A 19,867-nucleotide genomic window follows, 5' to 3' on the forward strand; every position below is an offset into this window, starting at 1 on the left:
CGGATGCGGACCGGAGTGCGGATCGGGATCGATGTGGGCAAGGCCCGCATCGGTGTCGCCCGCACGGATCCGCACGGCATGCTCGCCACCCCGGTCGAGACGGTTCCCCGCTCGCCCGAGGGCGACGACGCCGACCTCCGGCGCATCCGGAGCATCGCCGACGAGCTCGACGCGCTCGAGTACGTGGTGGGCCTTCCGCTGTCGATGAGCGGCTCCGAGACGGCCTCGACCCAGGATGCGCGCGACTTCGCCGAGCGGCTGGCCGAGAGCGGCGGCCTCCCGGTGCGCATGATCGACGAGCGCCTCACGACCGTCTCCGCCCAGGCCGCCCTGCACCGGACCGGTCGGAACACTCGGAGCTCACGCCCCGTGATCGACCAGGTGGCCGCGGTTATACTCGTGCAGCATGCCCTCGACACCGAGCGTGCCTCGGGAAATCCTCCCGGCATCCTGATCGCAACGGGGCGATTCTGATGACAACGGCTCATCCCCAGCCCGACCCGAGTCAAGGAAAAGGTATCGCGTGACTGATCGACAGCCACCAGAGGACCACCCTTTCGCGGAGTTCTTCCGCCCGGAGCAGCCCGGCCGCGTCGCCACCGCCACGCCGCCCACGCGCCGATCCACCCGGGAGAGCGCGCCGCCGCCGCGGAAGCCGCGTCGCTGGATCGCCCGGCTGATCACCACGATCGTCGTGCTCGGCCTCCTGGGCGGCGCCGGCTACTTCGTCGTCAACACCTTCGGCTCGCAGATCAGCTCGATGTTCGCGGCCAAGGAGACCGACGACTACAGCGGCACCGGCACCGGTGAGGTCATGTTCGTCGTGAACCAGGGCGACATCGGCGAGGCGATCGGCGACAACCTGGCCACCGCGGGCGTCATCAAGAACTCCGCGACGTTCTACGACCTGCTGCTCAAGCAGAGCCCGGCGCCGGTCTTCCAGTCGGGCACCTTCCGGCTCGCCTCGCAGATGAGCGCGCAGGCCGCGCTCACGGCGCTGCAGGATCCCGCGAACAAGGTCGACTACACCGTCACGATCCCTGAGGGATCGAGCGCCAAGGGCATCTACCAGGAGCTCGCCGACGTCACGGGGCAGCCGCTGGCCGACTTCGAGGCCGCCGGAGCGAACTACGTCGCACTCGGGGTGCCGGCGCAGGCGCCGAGCATCGAGGGCTTCCTGTTCCCGGCCACCTACACCTTCCAGCCGGGGCAGACCGCGGCCGACATGATCACGACCATGGTGAACCGCACCTTCCAGTCGCTGGATGCGGCGGGCGTCGCACCCGACGACCGGTTCCGCGTGATCACCCTCGCCGCCCTCATCCAGAAGGAGGCGGGCAGCACCGCCGACATGGCGAAGGTCTCGCGGGTGTTCACCAACCGCCTCGCCGACGGCATGAACCTCGAGTCGGATGCGACGGTCCGCTACGGCGCCGGCGGCAACGACGTCGAGACGACCTCGGCCGAGCGCGCGGACACCTCGAACATCTACAACACCTATGCGCACCCCGGGCTCCCGGGCGGGCCGATCTCGAACCCGGGCGACGATGCGATCAACGCGGCGCTGCACCCGGTCGACGGACCGTGGCTGTTCTTCGTGACGGTGAACCTCGACACCGGCGAGACGGTGTTCTCGACCACGGCCGAGGAGCACGAGCAGGCGGTCGAGCAGCTGCAGCAGTGGTGGGCCGACCACCCGGGCATCGGCTGAGTCGGGAGGCCTCGGATGACGATCGATCCGCTCACCGGTGATCCGGACGCGCTGCGCGTGCCGCGCCTGCTGGGCGTGCTCGGGTCGCCGATCGCCCACTCGAAGTCGCCGCTGCTGCACCGGGCCGCCTATGCGGCGCTCGGGCTGCCGTGGGGCTACGACGCGATCGAGGTCACGAGCGAGCAGCTGCCCGGGTTCCTGGCCGAGCTCGACGAGCCGTGGCGCGGGCTGTCGCTGACGATGCCGCTGAAGGAGACCGTCTTCGGGTCGCTGTCGTCGGTGGATGCGGTGGGCCGGATGACCGAGTCGGTCAACACGGTGCTGGTCACCTCCGCCGACGGCCGGCGGCTGCTGTCGGGGTTCAACACCGACGTGTACGGCATCGCCGAGGCGCTGCGCGAGGCCGGGGTCACCTCGACCGCGCGGACGCTCGTGCTCGGCGGCGGCGCGACCGCGCGCTCGGCCGTGGTGGCCGCGGCGCAGCTCGGCAGCGAGCACGTCGACGTGGTGCTGCGGAGCCCGGCGAAGGCGGCGTCGGTCGTCGAGGCGGCCCGGGCCGCCGGCGTCGCCTCCTCGGTCACGGCGCTGCACGACCCGGCCCTGGCTGGGCTCGAGCCCGACCTCACGATCAGCACGCTGCCCGGCGGAGTGGGGGTGTCGGTGAACTTCGCCGCGGCCGTCGCACCCCGTTCATCCACTCTGCTCGACGTCGCCTACCACCCGTGGCCGAGCGAGCTCGCCGGGCTCTGGCAGCAGGCCGGGAGCGCCACCGTCACCGGTGAGGCGATGCTCGTGCACCAGGCCCTCATGCAGATCCGCATCTTCCTGCACGGCGACCCCCTCGTGAAGCTCCCCGACGAGCCCCGCATCCTCGCCGCGATGCAGTCGGCCCTCGCACCCGCATCCTGATCACGCGATGATTGCGCGATGATCCTCGTGCACGCATCATCGGTAACGCACGATAATCGGTGCGCAGGATCATCGGTACGCAAGGGGGCTCGCTGATGAGTGGTCACGGGAAAGTCGATTCGCGGGAGTCCGCCGTCGCGACGGTGCTGGCCGTGCTCGCCACCGGGCAGGGTGTTCTCGTCGTGGGTGAACCGGGTGCGGGCCGTACGCACCTCATCCGGTCGGCGCTCGCCCAGCTGCCGGACGAATCGCGGCGGTCGATCTGGGTCGGCGACGACGTCCACCGTCTCGACGCGCAGCTCGGCTCCGACCTGATCCGGTCGACGGAGCAGAAGCGGATCATCCCGGTCATCACCGCAGCGGCACGACGTCCGCTCGGCGCGGTGGCCGAGAAGATGTGCCGCGACGGCCTCGTCGTGCGCATCGATCTGCCGGACCTGGATCCGAGCGCGGTGCTCGCTGCCGTGCAGACATTCCTGGGCGGCCGGCTCGATCCTGCCGCGGTACCGGCGTTCGTCCCTCAGCGCAGCGGAGGCGACCTGGTCGTGCTGCAGGAGGTGGTGCGCGAGGCGCAGGCCGCGGGAGCCCTGGTGGAGAGGAACGGGTCGTGGGGTCTCACGGGCCACTCGCTCCATCCCGATCCGCTCCGTCGTCTCCTGCGATCCCGGCTGAGCGCGCTCACGACCCTCACCCCCGTGTCGGAGACGCTGCTCGACATCATCGGGCTCGCACCGGAGATGAGCGTCGAGCAGGTCGAAGTGCTGCTCGAGGCTCTCGTCGACGGCGACACGGCACACGCGCTGGAGCGGTTGGAGGAGGACGGCGTGATCGACGTCCTGGGCCGGGACGGGTCGTTCCGGGTGAGGATCCACGACGCGGTCATCGAATTGATCATTCCGCAGACGATCGGCCAACTCCGACGCCGTCGGCTGACGACTGCGGTGGTGGAGCAGCTGAGGCACGTACCTCCGGAGCGCCTGACCGAGAGCGAGCTCGCCTGCCTCACACGCTACGCGGCACCGTTGGGCGTGCCGATCGAGGCCGACGTCCTCACCCGGGCGGCGAACGCGGCCCTCCGGCGTTCGCGGCGGGAACTGGCGTTCCATCTCGCATCCGCCGCGGTGGAGGGCGGTGGCGGCTCGTCGGCCGGCCTGGCCCTCGCGGCGGCCGAAGCGCAGCTCGGCCGGGTCGACGCGGCGAAGGACCGGCTGAGAGGGCTCGAGGGCGACTTCGCCACCGAGCCGGGGTTCGCCGCAGCCGCTGCGACGCTCTCCCGTCTGATCGACGAGCGGAGCCGGGATGCACTGGCCGCCTGGCACATCCCGTCGGACTGGTCCGGAGACGAGGACGTCTTCGCTCTCGGCGCCACTTTGCGTCTGGACTCTGCCAGGGACATCATGACGCCGGCCGAGATCCGGAGCGCGGTATCGGTCCCGGTGGATCCGAACATCGTCATCCAAGGCGAGGTGATGGCACAGACCGCCCTGGTCGCATGCCTCCAGGGGGATCTCTCCCGCGCCGACGACCTGCTGGACGACGCCGAGGCGATCCTCGCACCCGCAGGCGCGGACCTCCTGCGGATCCAGTGGACGCGCGCGTACATCCGATGCCACGACGAACCGCTGGACCCTTGGCTCCGGGTGCTGTCCGACATGCGGGAGTCCGCGGCCGCACGGGGCCACGGCGTCGTCCAGGGCCACATCGGGCTCGCCATCGGCGGCATGATGGTGGGCGCCGGCCGGGTGACCCAGGGAGCGGTCGAGCTTCAGCGCGCGCTCGACCTCCTCGAGCAGAACGGTCTCGTCGCGGCCGCGACGGACACGCGGGTCGAACTCGCGGTCGCCACCGCCATGGCGGGAGACGGCGAGGGCGCCATGGAGTTGCTGAGGCCGGTGCTGGATCCGTCCCCGGAGATGGGGTTCCTCCTCGCCCGGACGACGGTCGCCGTGGGGGTGTCCCACGCCGCGGCAGGCCGGATGGGCGAGGCCGCGGAGGCGTTGATCCAGGCCGCCGGCATCCATGCCGCCCTCGGGCTCCGTCTCCACGAGCTGAGCGCCCTGCACCATGCGGCGCGCGCAGGTGCCGCGCAGGAGGTGCTTTCCCGGGTCGACGAGCTCGGCACCAGCGTCGAGGGGCGCTCGATGGCGATCTGTGTGCGGCACACCCGGGCTCTCGCCCGCTCGCAGTCGCTGGATCCCGCGCTCCCGCACTCCGGCGAGGAGACCAGGGCTCTGGCGCGGGAGTTCGTGGAGACCGCGGAGGAGGCATCCGTCCTCGGGTGGCCCGCCCCCGCTGCGGAAGCGTTCTTCTCGGCGGCCGAGCTGTTCGCGGCCTGCGGCGACGACCGGGACGCATCCGCCGCGCGTCGGCGCGGAGAGGACCACCTGGTCGTGTGCGGGCTGACATCGCTTCCGTTCACCCGCGATCCGGGCGTGGTCCGTTTGTCGGAGCGGGAGTCCGAGATCGCGGGTCTCGCGGCCGCGGGGGCCTCCAACCGGCAGATCGCCGACGCGCTGGTGCTCTCGGTCCGCACCGTCGAGACGCACCTCCAGCGGGTGTACCGCAAGCTCGGCATCCGCGGTCGCAGCGAACTCCCCGACGCGATCGGCTCCCGCACCCCCTGACCCGCCCGCCGCCCGCGCCGCAGAGGCGGCGGCGCGGTACTAGCTAGAATCGATTCATGCTCCGTTGGCTCACCGCCGGGGAATCCCACGGTCAAGAACTCGTCGCTATCGTCGAGGGTCTTCCGTCCGGCATCCCCATCACACTCGACCAGCTCCGTGCCGACCTCGCCAGGCGCAAGCTCGGCTACGGTCGCGGCGCCCGGATGAAGTTCGAGCAGGACCAGCTGAACCTGTCCGGCGGCGTCGTGCACGGCCGCACCCTCGGCAGCCCGGTCGCGATCCGCGTGGGCAACACCGAGTGGCCGAAGTGGACCGAGGTGATGGGCGTCGAGCCCCGCGACGAGCCGCTGTCCGGCACCGGCCGGAGCGCTCCGCTCACCCGCCCGCGTCCTGGCCACGCCGACCTGGTCGGCATGCAGAAGTACGACTTCGACGAGGCACGCCCGATCCTCGAGCGTGCGAGCGCCCGCGAGACGGCCGCCCGGGTGGCGCTCGGAGCGGTGGCGAAGGCCTTCCTCGGCGAGCTCGGCATCCAGCTGGTCAGCCACACCGTGGCGATCGGCCCGGTGCGGGTGCCCGAGGGCAGCCGGCTTCCCCGCCCGACGGACGTCGAGGCGCTCGACGCCGATCCGGTGCGCTGCTTCGACCCGGCCACCAGCGCCTTGATGGTCGCCGAGATCGACGACGCCCACAAGGAGGGCGACACCCTCGGCGGCGTCGTCGAGGTGCTCGCCTACGGCCTGCCGCCGGGGCTCGGCTCGCATGTGCACTGGGATCGCCGTCTCGACTCGCAGCTCGCCGCCGCCCTGATGGGCATCCAGGCGATCAAGGGCGTCGAGGTCGGCGACGGCTTCGAGACCACCCGCCGCCGCGGTTCGGCCGCGCATGACGAGCTCTACCGCGAGGGCGACGAGATCGTCCGCACCAGCGACCGCGCCGGTGGCACCGAGGGCGGCATGTCCACGGGCACCGTCCTCCGCGTCAGCGCCGGCATGAAGCCGATCGCCACCGTGCCGCACGCCCTCCACACGATCGACGTCGCCACCGGAGAGGACGCGGCCGCGCATCACCAGCGCTCGGACGTCTGCGCGGTCCCCGCCGCCGGTGTCGTGGCCGAGGCGATGACCGCTCTCGTGCTCGCGAACTCGGTTCTGGAGAAGTTCGGCGGCGACTCGGTCGGCGAGACCCGCCGCAACCTCGAGTCGTACCTGGCGAACATCCCCGAGGCGCTCCGCACCGGCATCGCCCGCGTATGACGCTCGTGCTGATCGGTCCGCCGGCGGCCGGGAAGTCGCGGATCGGCACGCGCGTGGCGCGGCTGCTCGGCGAGCCCTTCCTCGACACCGACTCGCTGATCGTCGGCGAGCACGGGCCCATCCCGGAGATCTTCGCCCGGCACGGCGAACCCCATTTCCGGTCGCTCGAACGCGAGCAGGTCGTCGCGGCCCTCGCCGCCGGCGGCGTGATCTCCTTCGGCGGCGGCGCGGTGCTCGATCCCGACACCCAGCACGACCTCGAGGGGCTCCCCGTCGTGCTCCTGACCGTCCAGCCGCACGCCGTCCTCGGCCGGCTGGGCTCGGGCAAGCGCCCGCTCGTCCCCGACATCGAATCCTGGATCGCGGTCTTCGAGGCCCGCCGCGACCTGTACGACCGCCTGGCCGGCTTCACGGTCGACACCTCGGACCGGCCGGCCGACACCATCGCCGAGGAGATCGCGCGCTGGGCCCGCAGCCGGCGCGCGGACAGCAAGGAGAGCATCCGATGACCGCCCCCGTCACCCGCATCCCGATCACCGGAGAGGGCGCGTACGACGTGATCGTCGGCCGCGGCATCCTCGACCTGGTCCGCGACGGGCTCGGCCCGGCGGTCAAGAAGGTGCTCGTCGTGCACCCTCCGACCCTCGGTGCGATCGCCGCCTCCTTCCGCGAGAGCCTCCTGGGCGACTACGAGGTGCTGCTCGCCGAGGTCCCGGATGCGGAGGCCGGCAAGCGCGTCGAGGTCGCCGCCTTCTGCTGGCAGGTCATGGGGCAGGCCGACTTCACCCGCACCGACGCCGTGATCGGCTTCGGCGGGGGAGCGGTCACCGACCTCGCGGGCTTCGTGGCCGCGACCTGGCTCCGCGGCGTCACGCTGGTGCAGGTGCCGACCACGCTGCTCGGGATGGTCGACGCGGCCGTCGGGGGCAAGACCGGCATCAACACCAACGAGGGCAAGAACCTCGTCGGCGCCTTCTACGCGCCGAGCGTCGTCGTGGAGGACCTCGACGTGCTCACCGCGTTGCCGCGCAACGAGATCCTCGCGGGGTTCGGGGAGGTCGTGAAGTACGGCTTCATCGCCGAGCCCGAGATCCTCGACATCATCGAGGCCGACGTGGACCGGGCGACCGACCCGTCGACCGAGGAGTTCCGCCGCCTGATCGAGCTCTCGGTCGCCGTCAAGGCGCGGGTGGTCAGCAGCGACTTCAAGGAGGCCGGGCTCCGCGAGATCCTCAACTATGGCCACACCCTGGGGCACGCCATCGAGCACGCCGAGCGGTACCAGTGGCGGCACGGGGCCGCGGTGGCGGTCGGCATGATGTTCGCCGCCGAGCTGAGCCGGCTCACCCGCTCGCTGCCGGATGCCCAGGTCGACCGGATGCGCGCCATCCTGACCTCGCTGTCGTTGCCGACGACGTACCCGGGTGGTCGCTGGCCGACGTTGCTCGCGACCATGCAGCGCGACAAGAAGTCCCGGGGCGGGATGCTCCGCTTCATCGTGCTCGACGACCTCGCCCGGCCCAGCGTGCTGCAAGGGCCGGACTCGTCGCTGTTGTTCGCCGCCTACCAAGAGATCGCGTCCTAGGAGCACCATGGCATCCGTCCTCGTCCTCAACGGCCCCAACCTCGGCCGCCTCGGCAGCCGCGAACCCGACGTCTACGGGTCGCAGGACCTCGGGGCGCTCGAGGCGCTGCTCGTCGCCGATGCGGCGGCTGCGGCGGCTTCCGGCGTCCCTGGTGGCGAGCCCGTCGGGATCGACCTGCGTCAGACCAACGACGAGGCCGAGCTGATCTCGTGGCTCTACGAGGCCGTCGACACGCGCACCCCAGTCATCCTGAACCCGGCCGCGTTCACGCACTACTCCTATGCGCTCCGGGATGCGGCGGCCCTGGTCACCAAGGCCGGCCTGCCGCTCGTCGAGGTGCACATCTCGAACCCGCACGCGCGGGAGACCTTCCGGCACACGAGCGTGATCTCGGGGGTCGCGTCCGGAGTGATCGCCGGCTTCGGCTTCGGCTCGTACCGGCTCGCTCTCCGAGGCATCCTCGACCTCTGAGACGCCGTCCGGACGGAGCCGCTACACTTCTTCAGGGCCGAAACGCCGGTCGCACCCCCAACTTCGAAACGGATCACCTCTTTCATGGCTTCAACGAACGACATCAAGAACGGCACCGTGCTGAGCATCGACGGTCAGCTCTGGAACGTCATCGAGTTCCAGCACGTCAAGCCGGGCAAGGGCGGCGCGTTCGTGCGCACCAAGATCAAGAACGTGCGCACCGGCAAGCTGGTCGACCGCACCTTCAACGCCGGAGCGAAGATCGAGACGGCCAACGTCGACCGCCGCGACTTCCAGTACCTGTACAAAGACGGCGAGGACTTCGTGTTCATGGACACGACCGACTACGACCAGATCACCATCCCCGGTGCCATCGTGGGCGACGCCGCCAACTTCATGCTCGAGCAGCAGATGGCCACCATCGCGCTGACCGGCGACGAGCCGCTCTACGTCGAGCTGCCCGCCTCCGTCGTGCTCGAGATCACGTACACCGAGCCGGGCCTCCAAGGCGACCGCTCGACCGGCGGCACCAAGAACGCCACCGTCGAGACCGGGTACGAGATCCAGGTGCCGCTGTTCCTCGAGATCGGCACCAAGGTCAAGGTCGACACGCGCACGGGCGACTACCTCGGCCGCGTCAACTAGTCGGGCTGGTCGTTGAGCGCACGCACGAAGGCCCGTAAGCGGGCCCTCGACATCCTCTACGCCGCCGACGTGCGGCAGATCCCCATCCAGGAGTCGCTCGCCGCTGAGGCGGGCCGCGCCGCGGGGGAGCCCGACCGGCAGAACTCGTGGCCCTACGCCCGCGAGATCGTCGACGGCGTGATCGAGAACCAGACCGAGATCGACGAGACGATCGAGACCTACGCGCAGGGCTGGAGCATCCCGCGGATGCCCACTATCGATCGCGCGCTGCTGCGGATCGGGGTCTGGGAGATCCAGTACAACGACGAGGTGCCCGCGAGCGTGGCGATCGCCGAGGCGGTCGAGCTGGCGAAGACGCTGTCGACGGATGACAGCTCGGGGTTCGTGAACGGGGTGCTGGGCAAGGTCGCGCTGAGTTAGCTGTGTTAGCTGCCGGGATGCGCGTGCTTCGCGCGCGTATCCCGGGCTGCGCCGGTCCCTGCCCGGCGCAGCGCGACATGTTCGGCCTCGGTCGCTGGCGCGGCCAAGGCCTCACCTTGGGTCGTCGAGTATGGCCCGCCGCTTGCACTTCCGGGCCGCGTGCTTCTCGTCTCGGGCTACGGGTGTCGGGGCGGGGGTGGGCGGGCCGCTGGTAGGGTAGAGGCGCAAGACGTTGGCATCCTTTAAAGCCGTCCGAGAGGCGGGGAAGGAGGTCGGTTGCATGGCGCGTACCGTGCTGCAGCAGACTGACATAGCCCGGGCGTTGACTCGGATCTCTCACGAGATCCTCGAGTCCAACCGGGGAGCAGGCGACCTGGTGATCCTCGGGATCCCGACCCGTGGCGTCATCCTCGCCGAACGGATCGGTCAGCTGATCGCCGGTATCGAGCCCGGCGCCGATCCTGCCTCGATGATCGGGTCGCTCGACATCACGATGTACCGCGACGACCTCTCCAAGAACCCGACCCGCGCCCCGTCGCCGACGCGGGTGCCCCGGAACGGCATCGACGGCAAGACGGTCGTGCTGGTCGACGACGTGCTCTACTCGGGCCGCACCATCCGCGCCGCCCTCGACGCCCTGGGCGACCTCGGCCGCCCCCGCGCGGTCCGGCTCGCCGCCCTGGTCGACCGCGGACACCGCGAGCTGCCGATCCGCGCCGACTTCGTGGGCAAGAACCTCCCCACCTCCCGCGAGGAGCGCATCCACGTGCGCCTCGCCGACATCGACGGTGTGGACGAGGTGACGATCGAAGGATGAAGCACCTGCTCTCGACCCGCGACCTCGCTCGCGACGACGCCATCCGCATCCTCGACATCGCCGAGGACATGTCCGAGGTCTCCACCCGCGAGGTGAAGAAGCTCCCGGCCCTCCGCGGCAAGACCGTCGTGAACCTCTTCTTCGAGGACTCCACCCGCACCCGCATCTCGTTCGAGGCCGCCGCGAAACGCCTCTCGGCCGACGTGATCAACTTCTCGGCCAAGGGCTCGAGCGTCTCGAAGGGCGAGAGCCTCAAGGACACCGCGCAGACCCTCGCCGCCATGGGCGCCGACGGCGTCGTCATCCGCCACCCGGCCTCGGGCGCGCCCCAGGTGCTTGCCCAGAGCGACTGGATCGACGCGGGCGTGGTCAACGCCGGCGACGGCACCCACGAGCACCCGACCCAGGCGCTCCTGGACGCCTTCACGATGCGCCGCCGCATCCACGGCACCGCCAGCCGGGGCAAGGCGCTCGACGGGGTGAGCGTCGTGATCGTCGGCGACATCCTGCACTCGCGGGTCGCGCGCTCCAACCTCTGGCTCCTCCGCACGCTCGGCGCCGAGGTGACCTTCGTCGCCCCGGCCACCCTCGTGCCGGTCGGCGCCGACACCTGGCCCGCCACGGTGAGCTTCGACCTCGACGCGACGCTCGCCGCCGTTCGTCCTGACGTGCTGATGATGCTGCGCATCCAGAGCGAGCGGATGAACGCGGCCTACTTCCCCAACGCCCGCGAGTACTCCCGCCAGTGGGGGCTGGACGACGAGCGCCTGGCCCTCCTCGGCCCGGATAGCATTGTGATGCACCCCGGGCCGATGAATCGCGGCCTGGAGATCTCGGCCGGCGCAGCCGACTCCGCGCAGTCGACCGTGCTCGAGCAGGTCGCGAACGGGGTGTCCATCCGGATGGCAGTGCTCTACCTGCTGCTGTCCGGCGAGAGAGAGGCCCACGCATGAGCGACCGCTACCTGCTGAAGGGCGCGACGCTGCCGGACGGCCGGCCCGCCGACATCCTGATCGAGGGCGACCGCATCCTCTCGACCGCGACGACCACGACGGGCGCGAGCGCGAGCGCGAAAGCCGGCACCGGCACCACCGTCATCGACGCCGACGGCCTCGTGGCCCTCCCCGGCCTCGTCGACCTGCACACCCACCTCCGCGAGCCCGGCTTCGAGCAGAGCGAGACGGTGCTCACCGGCACCCGCGCGGCCGCGGCCGGCGGCTTCACGGCCGTGTTCGCCATGGCCAACACCCTCCCGGTCTCCGACACCGCGGGCGTCGTCGAGCAGGTGCAGGCCCTCGGCCGCGCCGCCGGCTACGCCACCGTGCGCCCGATCGGCGCCGTGACGGTCGGGCTCCAGGGGGAGCGGCTCAGCGAGATCGGCGCGATGGCCCAGTCGCTGGCCGGCGTGCGCGTCTTCTCGGACGACGGCAAGTGCGTGCACGACTCCCTGCTCATGCGCCGCGCGCTCGAGTATGTGAAGACCTTCGACGGGGTGATCGCCCAGCACGCCCAGGATCCGCGGCTGACCGAGAACGCGCAGATGAACGAGGGCGCCTTGAGTTCCGAGCTGGGCCTCAAGGGCTGGCCCGCCGTCGCCGAGGAGTCGATCATCGCCCGGGACGTGCTGCTCGCCGAGCACGTCGGAGCGCGACTGCACATCTGCCACCTCTCCACCGCCGGCTCGGTCGACGTGGTGCGCTGGGCCAAGGCCCGCGGCATCCAGGTCACCGCCGAGGCCACCCCGCACCACCTGCTCCTGACCGAAGAGCTGATCCGCAGCTACGACGCCCGGTACAAGGTCAACCCGCCGCTCCGCCGCGACGAGGACGTGCAGGCCCTCCGCGAGGGCGTCGCCGACGGCACGATCGACATCATCGCGACCGACCACGCCCCGCACCCGCGCGAGAGCAAGGAGTGCGAGTGGGATGCCGCGGCATTCGGCATGGTCGGCCTCGAGTCGGCCCTCCCGGTCGTGCAGACCGCGCTCGTCGACACCGGGCTGCTCGACTGGGCCGACGTGGCCCGCGTGCTCTCGAACACGCCCGCCGCGATCGGCCGCCTGCACGACCACAGCCACTCCTTCGAGGACGGCAGCCCGGCGAACCTCACGCTCGTCGACCCGGCCGCCTCCAGCGTCTTCGCGCTCGACCGGCTGCACGGCAAGAGCCGCAACACGCCCTTCGAGGGCGTCACGCTCTCCGGCAGCGTCCGCTGGACCTTCCACAAGGGCTTCCCGACGCTCCGCGACGGCGTGCTGGCCGAGCCGGGGGAGGTGCCGTCCCGTGTCTGACAAGACCGTGCCCGCGATCCTCGTGACGCTGCTCGCCCTCGTGATCCTCGCCGCGATGTTCTGGGGCTGGCGCGCCCGCAAGCGCCGCCAGACCGCGTTCGGCGCACCCACCCCGGCCCCGACGACGGATGCACGGGGCGAGCTGATCGCCGACGCCCCCGTGCTCTACGTGGCCACCACCCGGGCCGGCGAGCCGCTCGACCGGCTCACCATCCCCGGGCTCGCCTTCCGCGGCCGCGCCACCGCGGGCATGTACCACGGCGGCTTCTCGATCGTGATCCCGGGAGAGCCCGAGACCTTCGTGGCCACCGACCGCATCCGCTCGGTCGGCACGTCCACCTGGGCGATCGACCGGGCCGTCGAGACCGGCGGCCTCGTGCGGCTGGACTGGACCTACGACAGCGCCACCGGGCCCGTCGACGTGGAGAGCTACCTCCGCGCCACCGGCCTCGGCGACGCACGACGGCTGATCGACGCCGTCGAGACCATCATCCCGGCCCCGGCTCCGCCGGACCGGACCCCGCAACAGGAAGGACCCTCGTCGTGATCTCAACCGAACCCGCCGTTCTCGTGCTGGAAGACGGGCGACGCTACGAGGGCCGCGCCTACGGCGCCCGCGGGCGGACGCTCGGCGAGGCCGTCTTCGCCACCGGCATGACGGGCTACCAGGAGACCCTGACCGACCCGAGCTACGCCGGCCAGATCGTCATGCAGACCGCGCCGCACATCGGCAACACGGGCGTCAACGACACCGACAAGGAGTCGTCGAAGATCTGGGTCGCCGGCTACGTGGTGCGCGACCCCTCCCGCGTGGTCTCGAACTTCCGCGCCCAGCGGAGCCTCGACGACGACCTGAAGACCGATGGCGTGGTCGGCATCTCGGGTGTCGACACCCGCGCCATCACCCGGCACCTCCGCAGCCTCGGCGCCATGCGCGCCGGCATCTTCTCGGGCGACCAGTACGCCCTCTCCGACACCGAGCAGCTGAACGTCGTGCGCTCGGGTGCCGGGATGGCGGGCCAGAACCTCTCCACGGTCGTGTCCACGCCCGAGCGCTACCAGGTGCCCGCGAGGGGCGAGCGGATCGGCTCCGTGGCGGTGCTCGACCTCGGCGTCAAGACGTCGACCCTTACCTACCTCGCCGAACGCGGTTTCGACGTCGAGGTGCTGCCCGCCTCCAGCACGGTCGAGGAGGTCACCGCCCTCGCACCGGACGCCCTGTTCTACTCCAACGGCCCCGGCGACCCGGAGGCCTCGGAGGCGCAGGTCGAGCTCCTCCGCGACGTGCTCCGCACCGGCACGCCGTACTTCGGCATCTGCTTCGGCAACCAGCTGCTCGGCCGCGCGCTCGGCTTCGGCACCTACAAGCTGCCCTTCGGCCACCGCGGGATCAACCAGCCCGTGCTCGACCGCGCCACCGGCCGGGTCGAGATCACCAGCCAGAACCACGGCTTCGCGGTCGAGGCGCCCCGCGAGGGCATCGTCGACTCGCCCGCCGGCTTCGGCCGGGTCGAGGTCAGCCACGTGAGCCTCAACGACGACGTCGTGGAAGGGCTCCGGTGCCTGGACATCGACGCCTTCTCGGTGCAGTACCACCCCGAGGCGGCCGCCGGCCCCCACGACTCCATGTACCTGTTCGACCGCTTCCGCGACATGATCCTCGCGAAGACGAACGCACCCGCCCTCTCCGAAGGAGACGACCAGTAATGCCCAAGAGAGAAGACATCCAGAGCGTCCTGGTCATCGGCTCCGGCCCGATCGTGATCGGGCAGGCCGTCGAGTTCGACTACTCCGGCACGCAGGCCTGCCGCGTGCTCCGCGAGGAGGGCGTCCGCGTCATCCTGGTGAACTCGAACCCGGCGACGATCATGACCGACCCCGACTTCGCCGACGCGACCTACGTCGAGCCGATCACCTGGCAGGTCATCGAGACCATCATCGCCAAGGAGAAGCCGGATGCGATCCTGCCGACCCTGGGCGGTCAGACCGCGCTGAACGCGGCCATCCAGCTGCACGAGCACGGCATCCTCGAGAAGTACGGCGTCGAGCTGATCGGCGCGAACTTCGAGGCCATCAACAAGGGCGAGGACCGCCAGATCTTCAAGCAGCTGGTGCTCGACGCCGGTGCCGACGTGGCCCGCAGCCACATCGCGCACACCGTCGGGGAGGCGATCGGCTACGCCGAAGACCTCGGTTACCCGCTGGTCGTCCGCCCCTCGTTCACGATGGGCGGCCTCGGCTCCGGCTTCGCGTACGACGAGACCGAGCTCCGCCGCATCGTCGGCGACGGCCTGCACCAGAGCCCGACCACCGAGGTGCTCCTCGAGGAGTCGATCCTCGGCTGGAAGGAGTACGAGCTCGAGCTCATGCGCGACACCGCCGACAACACGGTCGTGGTCTGCTCGATCGAGAACGTCGACCCGGTCGGCGTGCACACCGGTGACTCGATCACCGTCGCCCCGGCGCTCACCCTCACCGACCGCGAGTACCAGAAGCTCCGCGACATCGGGATCGACATCATCCGCGCCGTGGGCGTGGACACCGGCGGCTGCAACATCCAGTTCGCGGTCGACCCCGCCGACGGCCGCATCATCGTGATCGAGATGAACCCGCGCGTCTCCCGCTCGTCCGCGCTCGCCTCGAAGGCGACCGGGTTCCCGATCGCCAAGATCGCGGCCAAGCTCGCCATCGGGTACCGGCTCGACGAGATCCCGAACGACATCACGAAGGTGACCCCGGCATCCTTCGAGCCGACGCTCGACTACGTCGTGGTCAAGGTGCCCCGGTTCGCGTTCGAGAAGTTCCCCGCCGCCGACCCGACCCTCACCACGACCATGAAGTCCGTGGGCGAGGCGATGGCCATCGGCCGCAACTTCTCGCAGGCGCTGCAGAAGTCGCTGCGATCGCTCGAGAAGCGCGGATCCTCGTTCCACTGGGACGGCGAGCCCGGCGACAAGGACGAGCTGCTCGCGATCGCCGCCGTGCCCACCGACGGCCGGATCGTCACCGTGCAGCAGGCGCTCCGGGCCGGGGCGAGCCTCGAGGAGGCCTTCGAGGCCACCAAGATCGACCCCTGGTTCCTCGACCAGATCGTGCTGATCAACGAGGTCGCCGAGGCGATCCGTTCCTCCGAGAACGCCGACCACGCGATGTTCACGCTCGCCAAGGAGCACGGCTTCTCGGATGCCCAGATCGCGTCGCTCCGCGGCTTCGGCGAGAAGGAGGTGCGCGAGGTGCGGCACATCCTCGGTATCCGCCCGGTCTACAAGACGGTCGACACCTGTGCGGGCGAGTTCCCGGCGCTCACGCCGTACCACTACTCCAGCTACGACCTCGAGACCGAGGTCGAGCCCTCGGACGCCCGGAAGGTCGTCATCCTCGGCTCCGGCCCGAACCGCATCGGCCAGGGCGTCGAGTTCGACTACTCCTGTGTGCACGCCTCGTTCGCCCTGCACGACGCCGGGTTCGAGACGATCATGATCAACTGCAACCCGGAGACGGTCTCTACCGACTACGACACCAGCGACCGGCTCTACTTCGAGCCGCTGACGCTGGAGGACGTGCTCGAGGTGATCCACGCCGAGCAGCAGTCCGGCGAACTCGTCGGCGTCGTCGTGCAGCTCGGCGGCCAGACCGCCCTGGGGCTCGCGAAGGGCCTCAAGGAAGCCGGCATCCCGATCCTCGGCACCACGCCCGAGGCGATCGACCTGGCCGAGGAGCGCGGGCTGTTCTCGAAGATCCTGGATGCCGCCGGCATCCTGGCCCCGAAGAACGGCATCGCGGTCGACTACGAGTCGGCCGTCGTGGTCGCCGAGGAGATCGGCTTCCCGGTGCTCGTGCGCCCGAGCTACGTGCTCGGCGGCCGCGGCATGGAGATCGTCTACGACACCCCGTCGCTCGCGGACTACTTCGAGCGGATCGCGGGCCAGGGGATGGTCGGCACGGCCAACCCGCTGCTGGTCGACCGCTTCCTCGACGACGCGATCGAGATCGACGTCGACGCGCTCTACGACGGCCACGAGCTGTACATCGGCGGCATCATGGAGCACCTCGAGGAGGCCGGCATCCACTCGGGCGACTCGAGCTGCACGCTCCCTCCCGTCACGCTCGGCCGCGAGGTGATCGAGCGGGTGCGCGAGGCGACCCTCGCCATCGCCCAGGGCGTCGGTGTGCGCGGCCTGCTGAACGTGCAGTTCGCGATCGGCGCCGGCATCCTCTACGTGCTCGAGGCCAACCCCCGCGCGTCGCGCACCGTGCCCTTCGTCTCGAAGGCGCTCGGCATCCCGCTCGCGAAGGCCGCCTCGCGCCTGATGGTCGGCACGACCATCGCCGAGCTCAAGACCGAGGGGATGCTGCCCCAGCAGGACGGCTCGATCGTGCCGCTGGACTCGCCGGTCGCCGTCAAGGAGGCCGTGCTGCCGTTCAAGCGCTTCCGCACCAAGGAGGGCCTGATCGTCGACTCGGTGCTCGGGCCGGAGATGCGCTCGACCGGCGAGGTGATGGGGATCGACCGCGACTTCCCCCGCGCCTTCGCCAAGAGCCAGGAGGCCGCGTACGGCGGAATGCCGACCTCGGGCACCGTGTTCGTGTCGGTCTCGGACCGCGACAAGCGCGCGATCGTGCTGCCGGTGCTGCGCCTTCAGCAGCTGGGCTTCGAGATCCTCGCCACGAGCGGGACGGCCGAGGTGCTGAACCGCAACGGCATCCACGCCCGGATCGTGGCGAAGTTCTCCGAGGGCCAGGGCGAGTCGATCGTCGATCTGATCAACGCCGACAAGGTGGACATCGTGATCAACACACCGAGCGGCCGCTCGGCCCGGGTCGACGGCTACGAGATCCGCGCGGCGGCGGTGGCGGCCGACAAGCCGCTGTTCACCACGATCGCGCAGCTGAGCGCGGCCGTGGCGTCGTTCGACGTGCTCTCCGAGGGCTTCGAGGTCACCTCGCTGCAGGAGTACGCGCTCGCCCGGAGCGCCCGCGGATGACGGGCGGCACGTCCCCGGCCGCTGCTTCCGGCTCGGCCCCGTCTCCGGCCCCGTCTCCGGCTCCGTTCGGCGCGCGACTGGATGCGGTGTTCGCGTCGCGCGGGCACCTGTGCGTCGGCATCGACCCGCATCCGTATCTGCTCGCCGACTGGGGCCTTTCGGCCTCGGCCGACGGTGCGCGATCCTTCGGGCTCGCCGTCGTGGAGGCCGCGGCGGCCTCGGGTCGCGCGGGCATCCTGAAGCCGCAGGTCGCGTTCTTCGAGGCCTACGGGTCGGCCGGCTTCCGCGCCCTCGAGGAGGTGCTCGCCGCCGCGCGCGACGCGGAGCTGCTCGTCATCGGTGACGCCAAGCGCGGCGACATCGGCTCGACCAACGACGGCTACGCGGCCGCCTGGCTCACGGCGGGCTCACCCCTCGAAGTGGATGCGCTGACGGTCACGGCCTACACCGGCGTCGGCGCCCTCGACGGCCTGTTCGGCGTCGCGGAGGCGAACGGCAAGGGCGTGTTCGTGCTGAGCGCCACGTCGAACCCGGAGTCGCACGGGCTCCAGCGGGCCCGGCCCGGCTCGGGCGGTGGGGCTGCGCTTGGCACTGGGATCGGCCCTGGCACCGGCACCGGCGCTGCCGGCGGCACCGTCGCGACGCTCATCGCCGCGGAGGTCGCGGCGCGCAACACCGACCGCACCCGCCTCGGCGACTTCGGGCTCGTGCTCGGCGCGACCAAGCGCCTCGACGACTACGGCTTCACGGCCGAGGCCCTCCGCGGCCTCTCGACCACGCCCGTGCTCGCGCCCGGGTTCGGCTTCCAGGGCGCCGAGTTCTCGGCCATCCCGCACGTCTTCGGGCCGCTGGCTCCGGATCTCGTCGTGAGCGTCTCGCGATCGATCCTGCAGGCCGGCCCCGACGGCCTCACCGCCGCGATCGAGGCCGAGGCCGCCCGCCTGGCCGAGGTGATCGCGTGAACCCGCCCGAGGTCGACCGTGTCGCCGCATCCCGGGCCGCCGTCGCCGCGCGCCGTGCCCGTGCCGCCGTCAAGCGCGCGGTCTCCGAGCGCCGGCTGAGCGCCGTCTCGGTGCTCGACACCGCGCTCTCCAGCAGCGAGAGCATCGAGGCGTCCCTCCGCGTCCGCGACCTGCTGATGAGCATCCCGGGTCTCGGCCCCGTGCGGGTCGACCGGATCATGGAGCGACTCGAGATCGCGCCGAGCAAGCGGCTCTCCGGGCTCGGTGTGCACCAGCAGCAGCGGCTGCGGGAGTTCCTCGCCAAGCGTGCCCCCGTCGTCGAGCGGCCCGAGCAGAGCCGGCTGGTCGTGCTCGCCGGTCCGACCGCGGTCGGGAAGGGCACGGTCTCCGGGTACATCCGCGAGAACTATCCCGAGGTGCTGCTCTCGGTGTCGGCAACGACCCGCGCGCCGCGCCCGGGCGAGATCGACGGCGTGAGCTACTACTTCATCGACGACGCCGAGTTCGACCGGATGGTCGAGGCGGGGGAGTTCCTCGAGTGGGCCGTCGTGCACAACAAGTCGCGCTACGGCACGCCGCGGGGCCCGATCGAAGAGGCCCTGGCCGCCGGGACGAGCGTGCTGCTCGAGATCGACATCCAGGGTGCGCGCCAGGTCAAGGGCACCATGCCCGAGGCCACTCTGGTCTTCCTGCTGCCCCCGACCTGGGACGAACTGGTGCGCCGGCTGATCGGCCGCGGCACCGAGACGCTCGAGGAACAGGAGCGCCGGCTGACCACCGCGCGGGTCGAATTGGCGGCCCAGGACGAGTTCGACCACCGGGTCGTGAACCGGGATGTCGAGGCTGCGGCGGCAGAGGTCGTAGAATTGATGCAGATTCAGAAGGCGACTGACCTTCGCAGCAAGGAGTGAACACAATGCCCACCAACAAACTCGGCATCATCGACCCGCCCATCGACGAGCTGCTCTCGAAGGTCGACTCGAAGTACGCGCTCGTCATCTTCGCGTCCAAGCGGGCCCGCCAGATCAACGACTACTACGCCGACCTGCACGAGGGAAGCCTCTTCGACAACGTCGGACCGCTGGTCGACTCGACCATCGACGACAAGCCCCTCTCGGTCGCCATGCACGAGATCAACGAGGACAAGCTCTCGATCCGCCCCGCGGCGCCGATCGCCGAGTAGTCCTCTCC

Annotated in this window: 19 protein-coding genes; all 19 read left to right on the forward strand. The window is 70.7% G+C overall.

Going from position 1 to position 19,867, the window contains the following annotated elements; translation table 11 throughout:
• The first annotated feature begins 3 nt into the window (after window positions 1-3).
• Entirely contained in the window at window positions 4-474 is a 471-nt protein-coding gene (gene ruvX / locus HSO01S_RS01055; RefSeq protein ID WP_066038725.1) for a Holliday junction resolvase RuvX, read from the forward strand.
• 49 nt (window positions 475-523) lie between these two features.
• Complete coding sequence (gene mltG / locus HSO01S_RS01060; RefSeq protein WP_157078838.1) at window positions 524-1,711, forward strand: endolytic transglycosylase MltG; 1,188 nt, start codon at window positions 524-526, stop codon at window positions 1,709-1,711.
• Between the two features lie 15 nt (window positions 1,712-1,726).
• Window positions 1,727-2,620 (forward strand): shikimate dehydrogenase, encoded by an 894-nt coding sequence (locus HSO01S_RS01065; protein ID WP_066038726.1) that lies wholly within the window; start codon window positions 1,727-1,729, stop codon window positions 2,618-2,620.
• Window positions 2,621-2,715: 95 nt separating this feature from the next.
• Window positions 2,716-5,244 carry a helix-turn-helix transcriptional regulator gene (locus tag HSO01S_RS01070; protein ID WP_066038727.1) on the forward strand — a complete coding sequence of 843 codons (2,529 nt, stop codon included), beginning with the start codon at window positions 2,716-2,718 and terminating at the stop codon, window positions 5,242-5,244.
• Between the two features lie 56 nt (window positions 5,245-5,300).
• Window positions 5,301-6,500, forward strand: coding sequence for a chorismate synthase (gene aroC / locus HSO01S_RS01075; protein ID WP_066038728.1), 1,200 nt, complete (start codon window positions 5,301-5,303; stop codon window positions 6,498-6,500).
• Window positions 6,497-7,009, forward strand: a complete 513-nt coding sequence (locus tag HSO01S_RS01080) for a shikimate kinase (RefSeq protein WP_066038729.1) — start codon at window positions 6,497-6,499, stop codon at window positions 7,007-7,009. Before aroC ends, HSO01S_RS01080 begins: the two co-directional genes overlap by 4 nt.
• Window positions 7,006-8,085 carry a 3-dehydroquinate synthase gene (gene aroB, locus HSO01S_RS01085; protein ID WP_066038730.1) on the forward strand — a complete coding sequence of 360 codons (1,080 nt, stop codon included), beginning with the start codon at window positions 7,006-7,008 and terminating at the stop codon, window positions 8,083-8,085. The genes HSO01S_RS01080 and aroB overlap by 4 nt, the downstream gene beginning before the upstream one ends.
• Window positions 8,086-8,092: 7 nt before the next feature.
• Window positions 8,093-8,557: a type II 3-dehydroquinate dehydratase gene (locus HSO01S_RS01090; RefSeq protein WP_066038731.1), complete on the forward strand. Its 465-nt coding sequence runs from the start codon at window positions 8,093-8,095 to the stop codon at window positions 8,555-8,557.
• Between the two features lie 84 nt (window positions 8,558-8,641).
• A complete protein-coding gene (gene efp / locus HSO01S_RS01095) occupies window positions 8,642-9,202 on the forward strand; it encodes an elongation factor P (RefSeq protein WP_066038732.1) in 561 nt (186 codons plus the stop codon).
• A 12-nt stretch (window positions 9,203-9,214) separates the two neighbouring features.
• Window positions 9,215-9,622: a transcription antitermination factor NusB gene (gene nusB / locus HSO01S_RS01100; protein ID WP_066038733.1), complete on the forward strand. Its 408-nt coding sequence runs from the start codon at window positions 9,215-9,217 to the stop codon at window positions 9,620-9,622.
• 280 nt (window positions 9,623-9,902) lie between these two features.
• Window positions 9,903-10,439 carry a bifunctional pyr operon transcriptional regulator/uracil phosphoribosyltransferase PyrR gene (gene pyrR / locus HSO01S_RS01105; protein ID WP_066038734.1) on the forward strand — a complete coding sequence of 179 codons (537 nt, stop codon included), beginning with the start codon at window positions 9,903-9,905 and terminating at the stop codon, window positions 10,437-10,439.
• On the forward strand, window positions 10,436-11,392 hold the full coding sequence (locus tag HSO01S_RS01110; protein ID WP_066038735.1) for an aspartate carbamoyltransferase catalytic subunit: 957 nt from the start codon (window positions 10,436-10,438) through the stop codon (window positions 11,390-11,392). Before pyrR ends, HSO01S_RS01110 begins: the two co-directional genes overlap by 4 nt.
• Complete coding sequence (locus tag HSO01S_RS01115) at window positions 11,389-12,729, forward strand: dihydroorotase (protein ID WP_066038736.1); 1,341 nt, start codon at window positions 11,389-11,391, stop codon at window positions 12,727-12,729. Before HSO01S_RS01110 ends, HSO01S_RS01115 begins: the two co-directional genes overlap by 4 nt.
• Window positions 12,722-13,276, forward strand: coding sequence for a PH-like domain-containing protein (locus HSO01S_RS01120; protein WP_066038737.1), 555 nt, complete (start codon window positions 12,722-12,724; stop codon window positions 13,274-13,276). The genes HSO01S_RS01115 and HSO01S_RS01120 overlap by 8 nt, the downstream gene beginning before the upstream one ends.
• A complete protein-coding gene (carA, locus tag HSO01S_RS01125; protein ID WP_157078839.1) occupies window positions 13,273-14,436 on the forward strand; it encodes a glutamine-hydrolyzing carbamoyl-phosphate synthase small subunit in 1,164 nt (387 codons plus the stop codon). Before HSO01S_RS01120 ends, carA begins: the two co-directional genes overlap by 4 nt.
• Complete coding sequence (gene carB / locus HSO01S_RS01130; protein ID WP_066038738.1) at window positions 14,436-17,714, forward strand: carbamoyl-phosphate synthase large subunit; 3,279 nt, start codon at window positions 14,436-14,438, stop codon at window positions 17,712-17,714. Before carA ends, carB begins: the two co-directional genes overlap by 1 nt.
• Window positions 17,711-18,676, forward strand: coding sequence for an orotidine-5'-phosphate decarboxylase (gene pyrF / locus HSO01S_RS01135; RefSeq protein ID WP_084361194.1), 966 nt, complete (start codon window positions 17,711-17,713; stop codon window positions 18,674-18,676). The genes carB and pyrF overlap by 4 nt, the downstream gene beginning before the upstream one ends.
• Entirely contained in the window at window positions 18,673-19,587 is a 915-nt protein-coding gene (gene gmk, locus HSO01S_RS01140; RefSeq protein ID WP_066038740.1) for a guanylate kinase, read from the forward strand. Before pyrF ends, gmk begins: the two co-directional genes overlap by 4 nt.
• A gap of 5 nt (window positions 19,588-19,592) precedes the next feature.
• Window positions 19,593-19,859 carry a DNA-directed RNA polymerase subunit omega gene (gene rpoZ, locus HSO01S_RS01145; RefSeq protein WP_066038741.1) on the forward strand — a complete coding sequence of 89 codons (267 nt, stop codon included), beginning with the start codon at window positions 19,593-19,595 and terminating at the stop codon, window positions 19,857-19,859.
• Window positions 19,860-19,867: the final 8 nt, after the last annotated feature.

Source organism: Herbiconiux solani NBRC 106740 (genome assembly GCF_001571005.1).
Classification (GTDB): Bacteria; Actinomycetota; Actinomycetes; order Actinomycetales; family Microbacteriaceae; genus Herbiconiux; species Herbiconiux solani.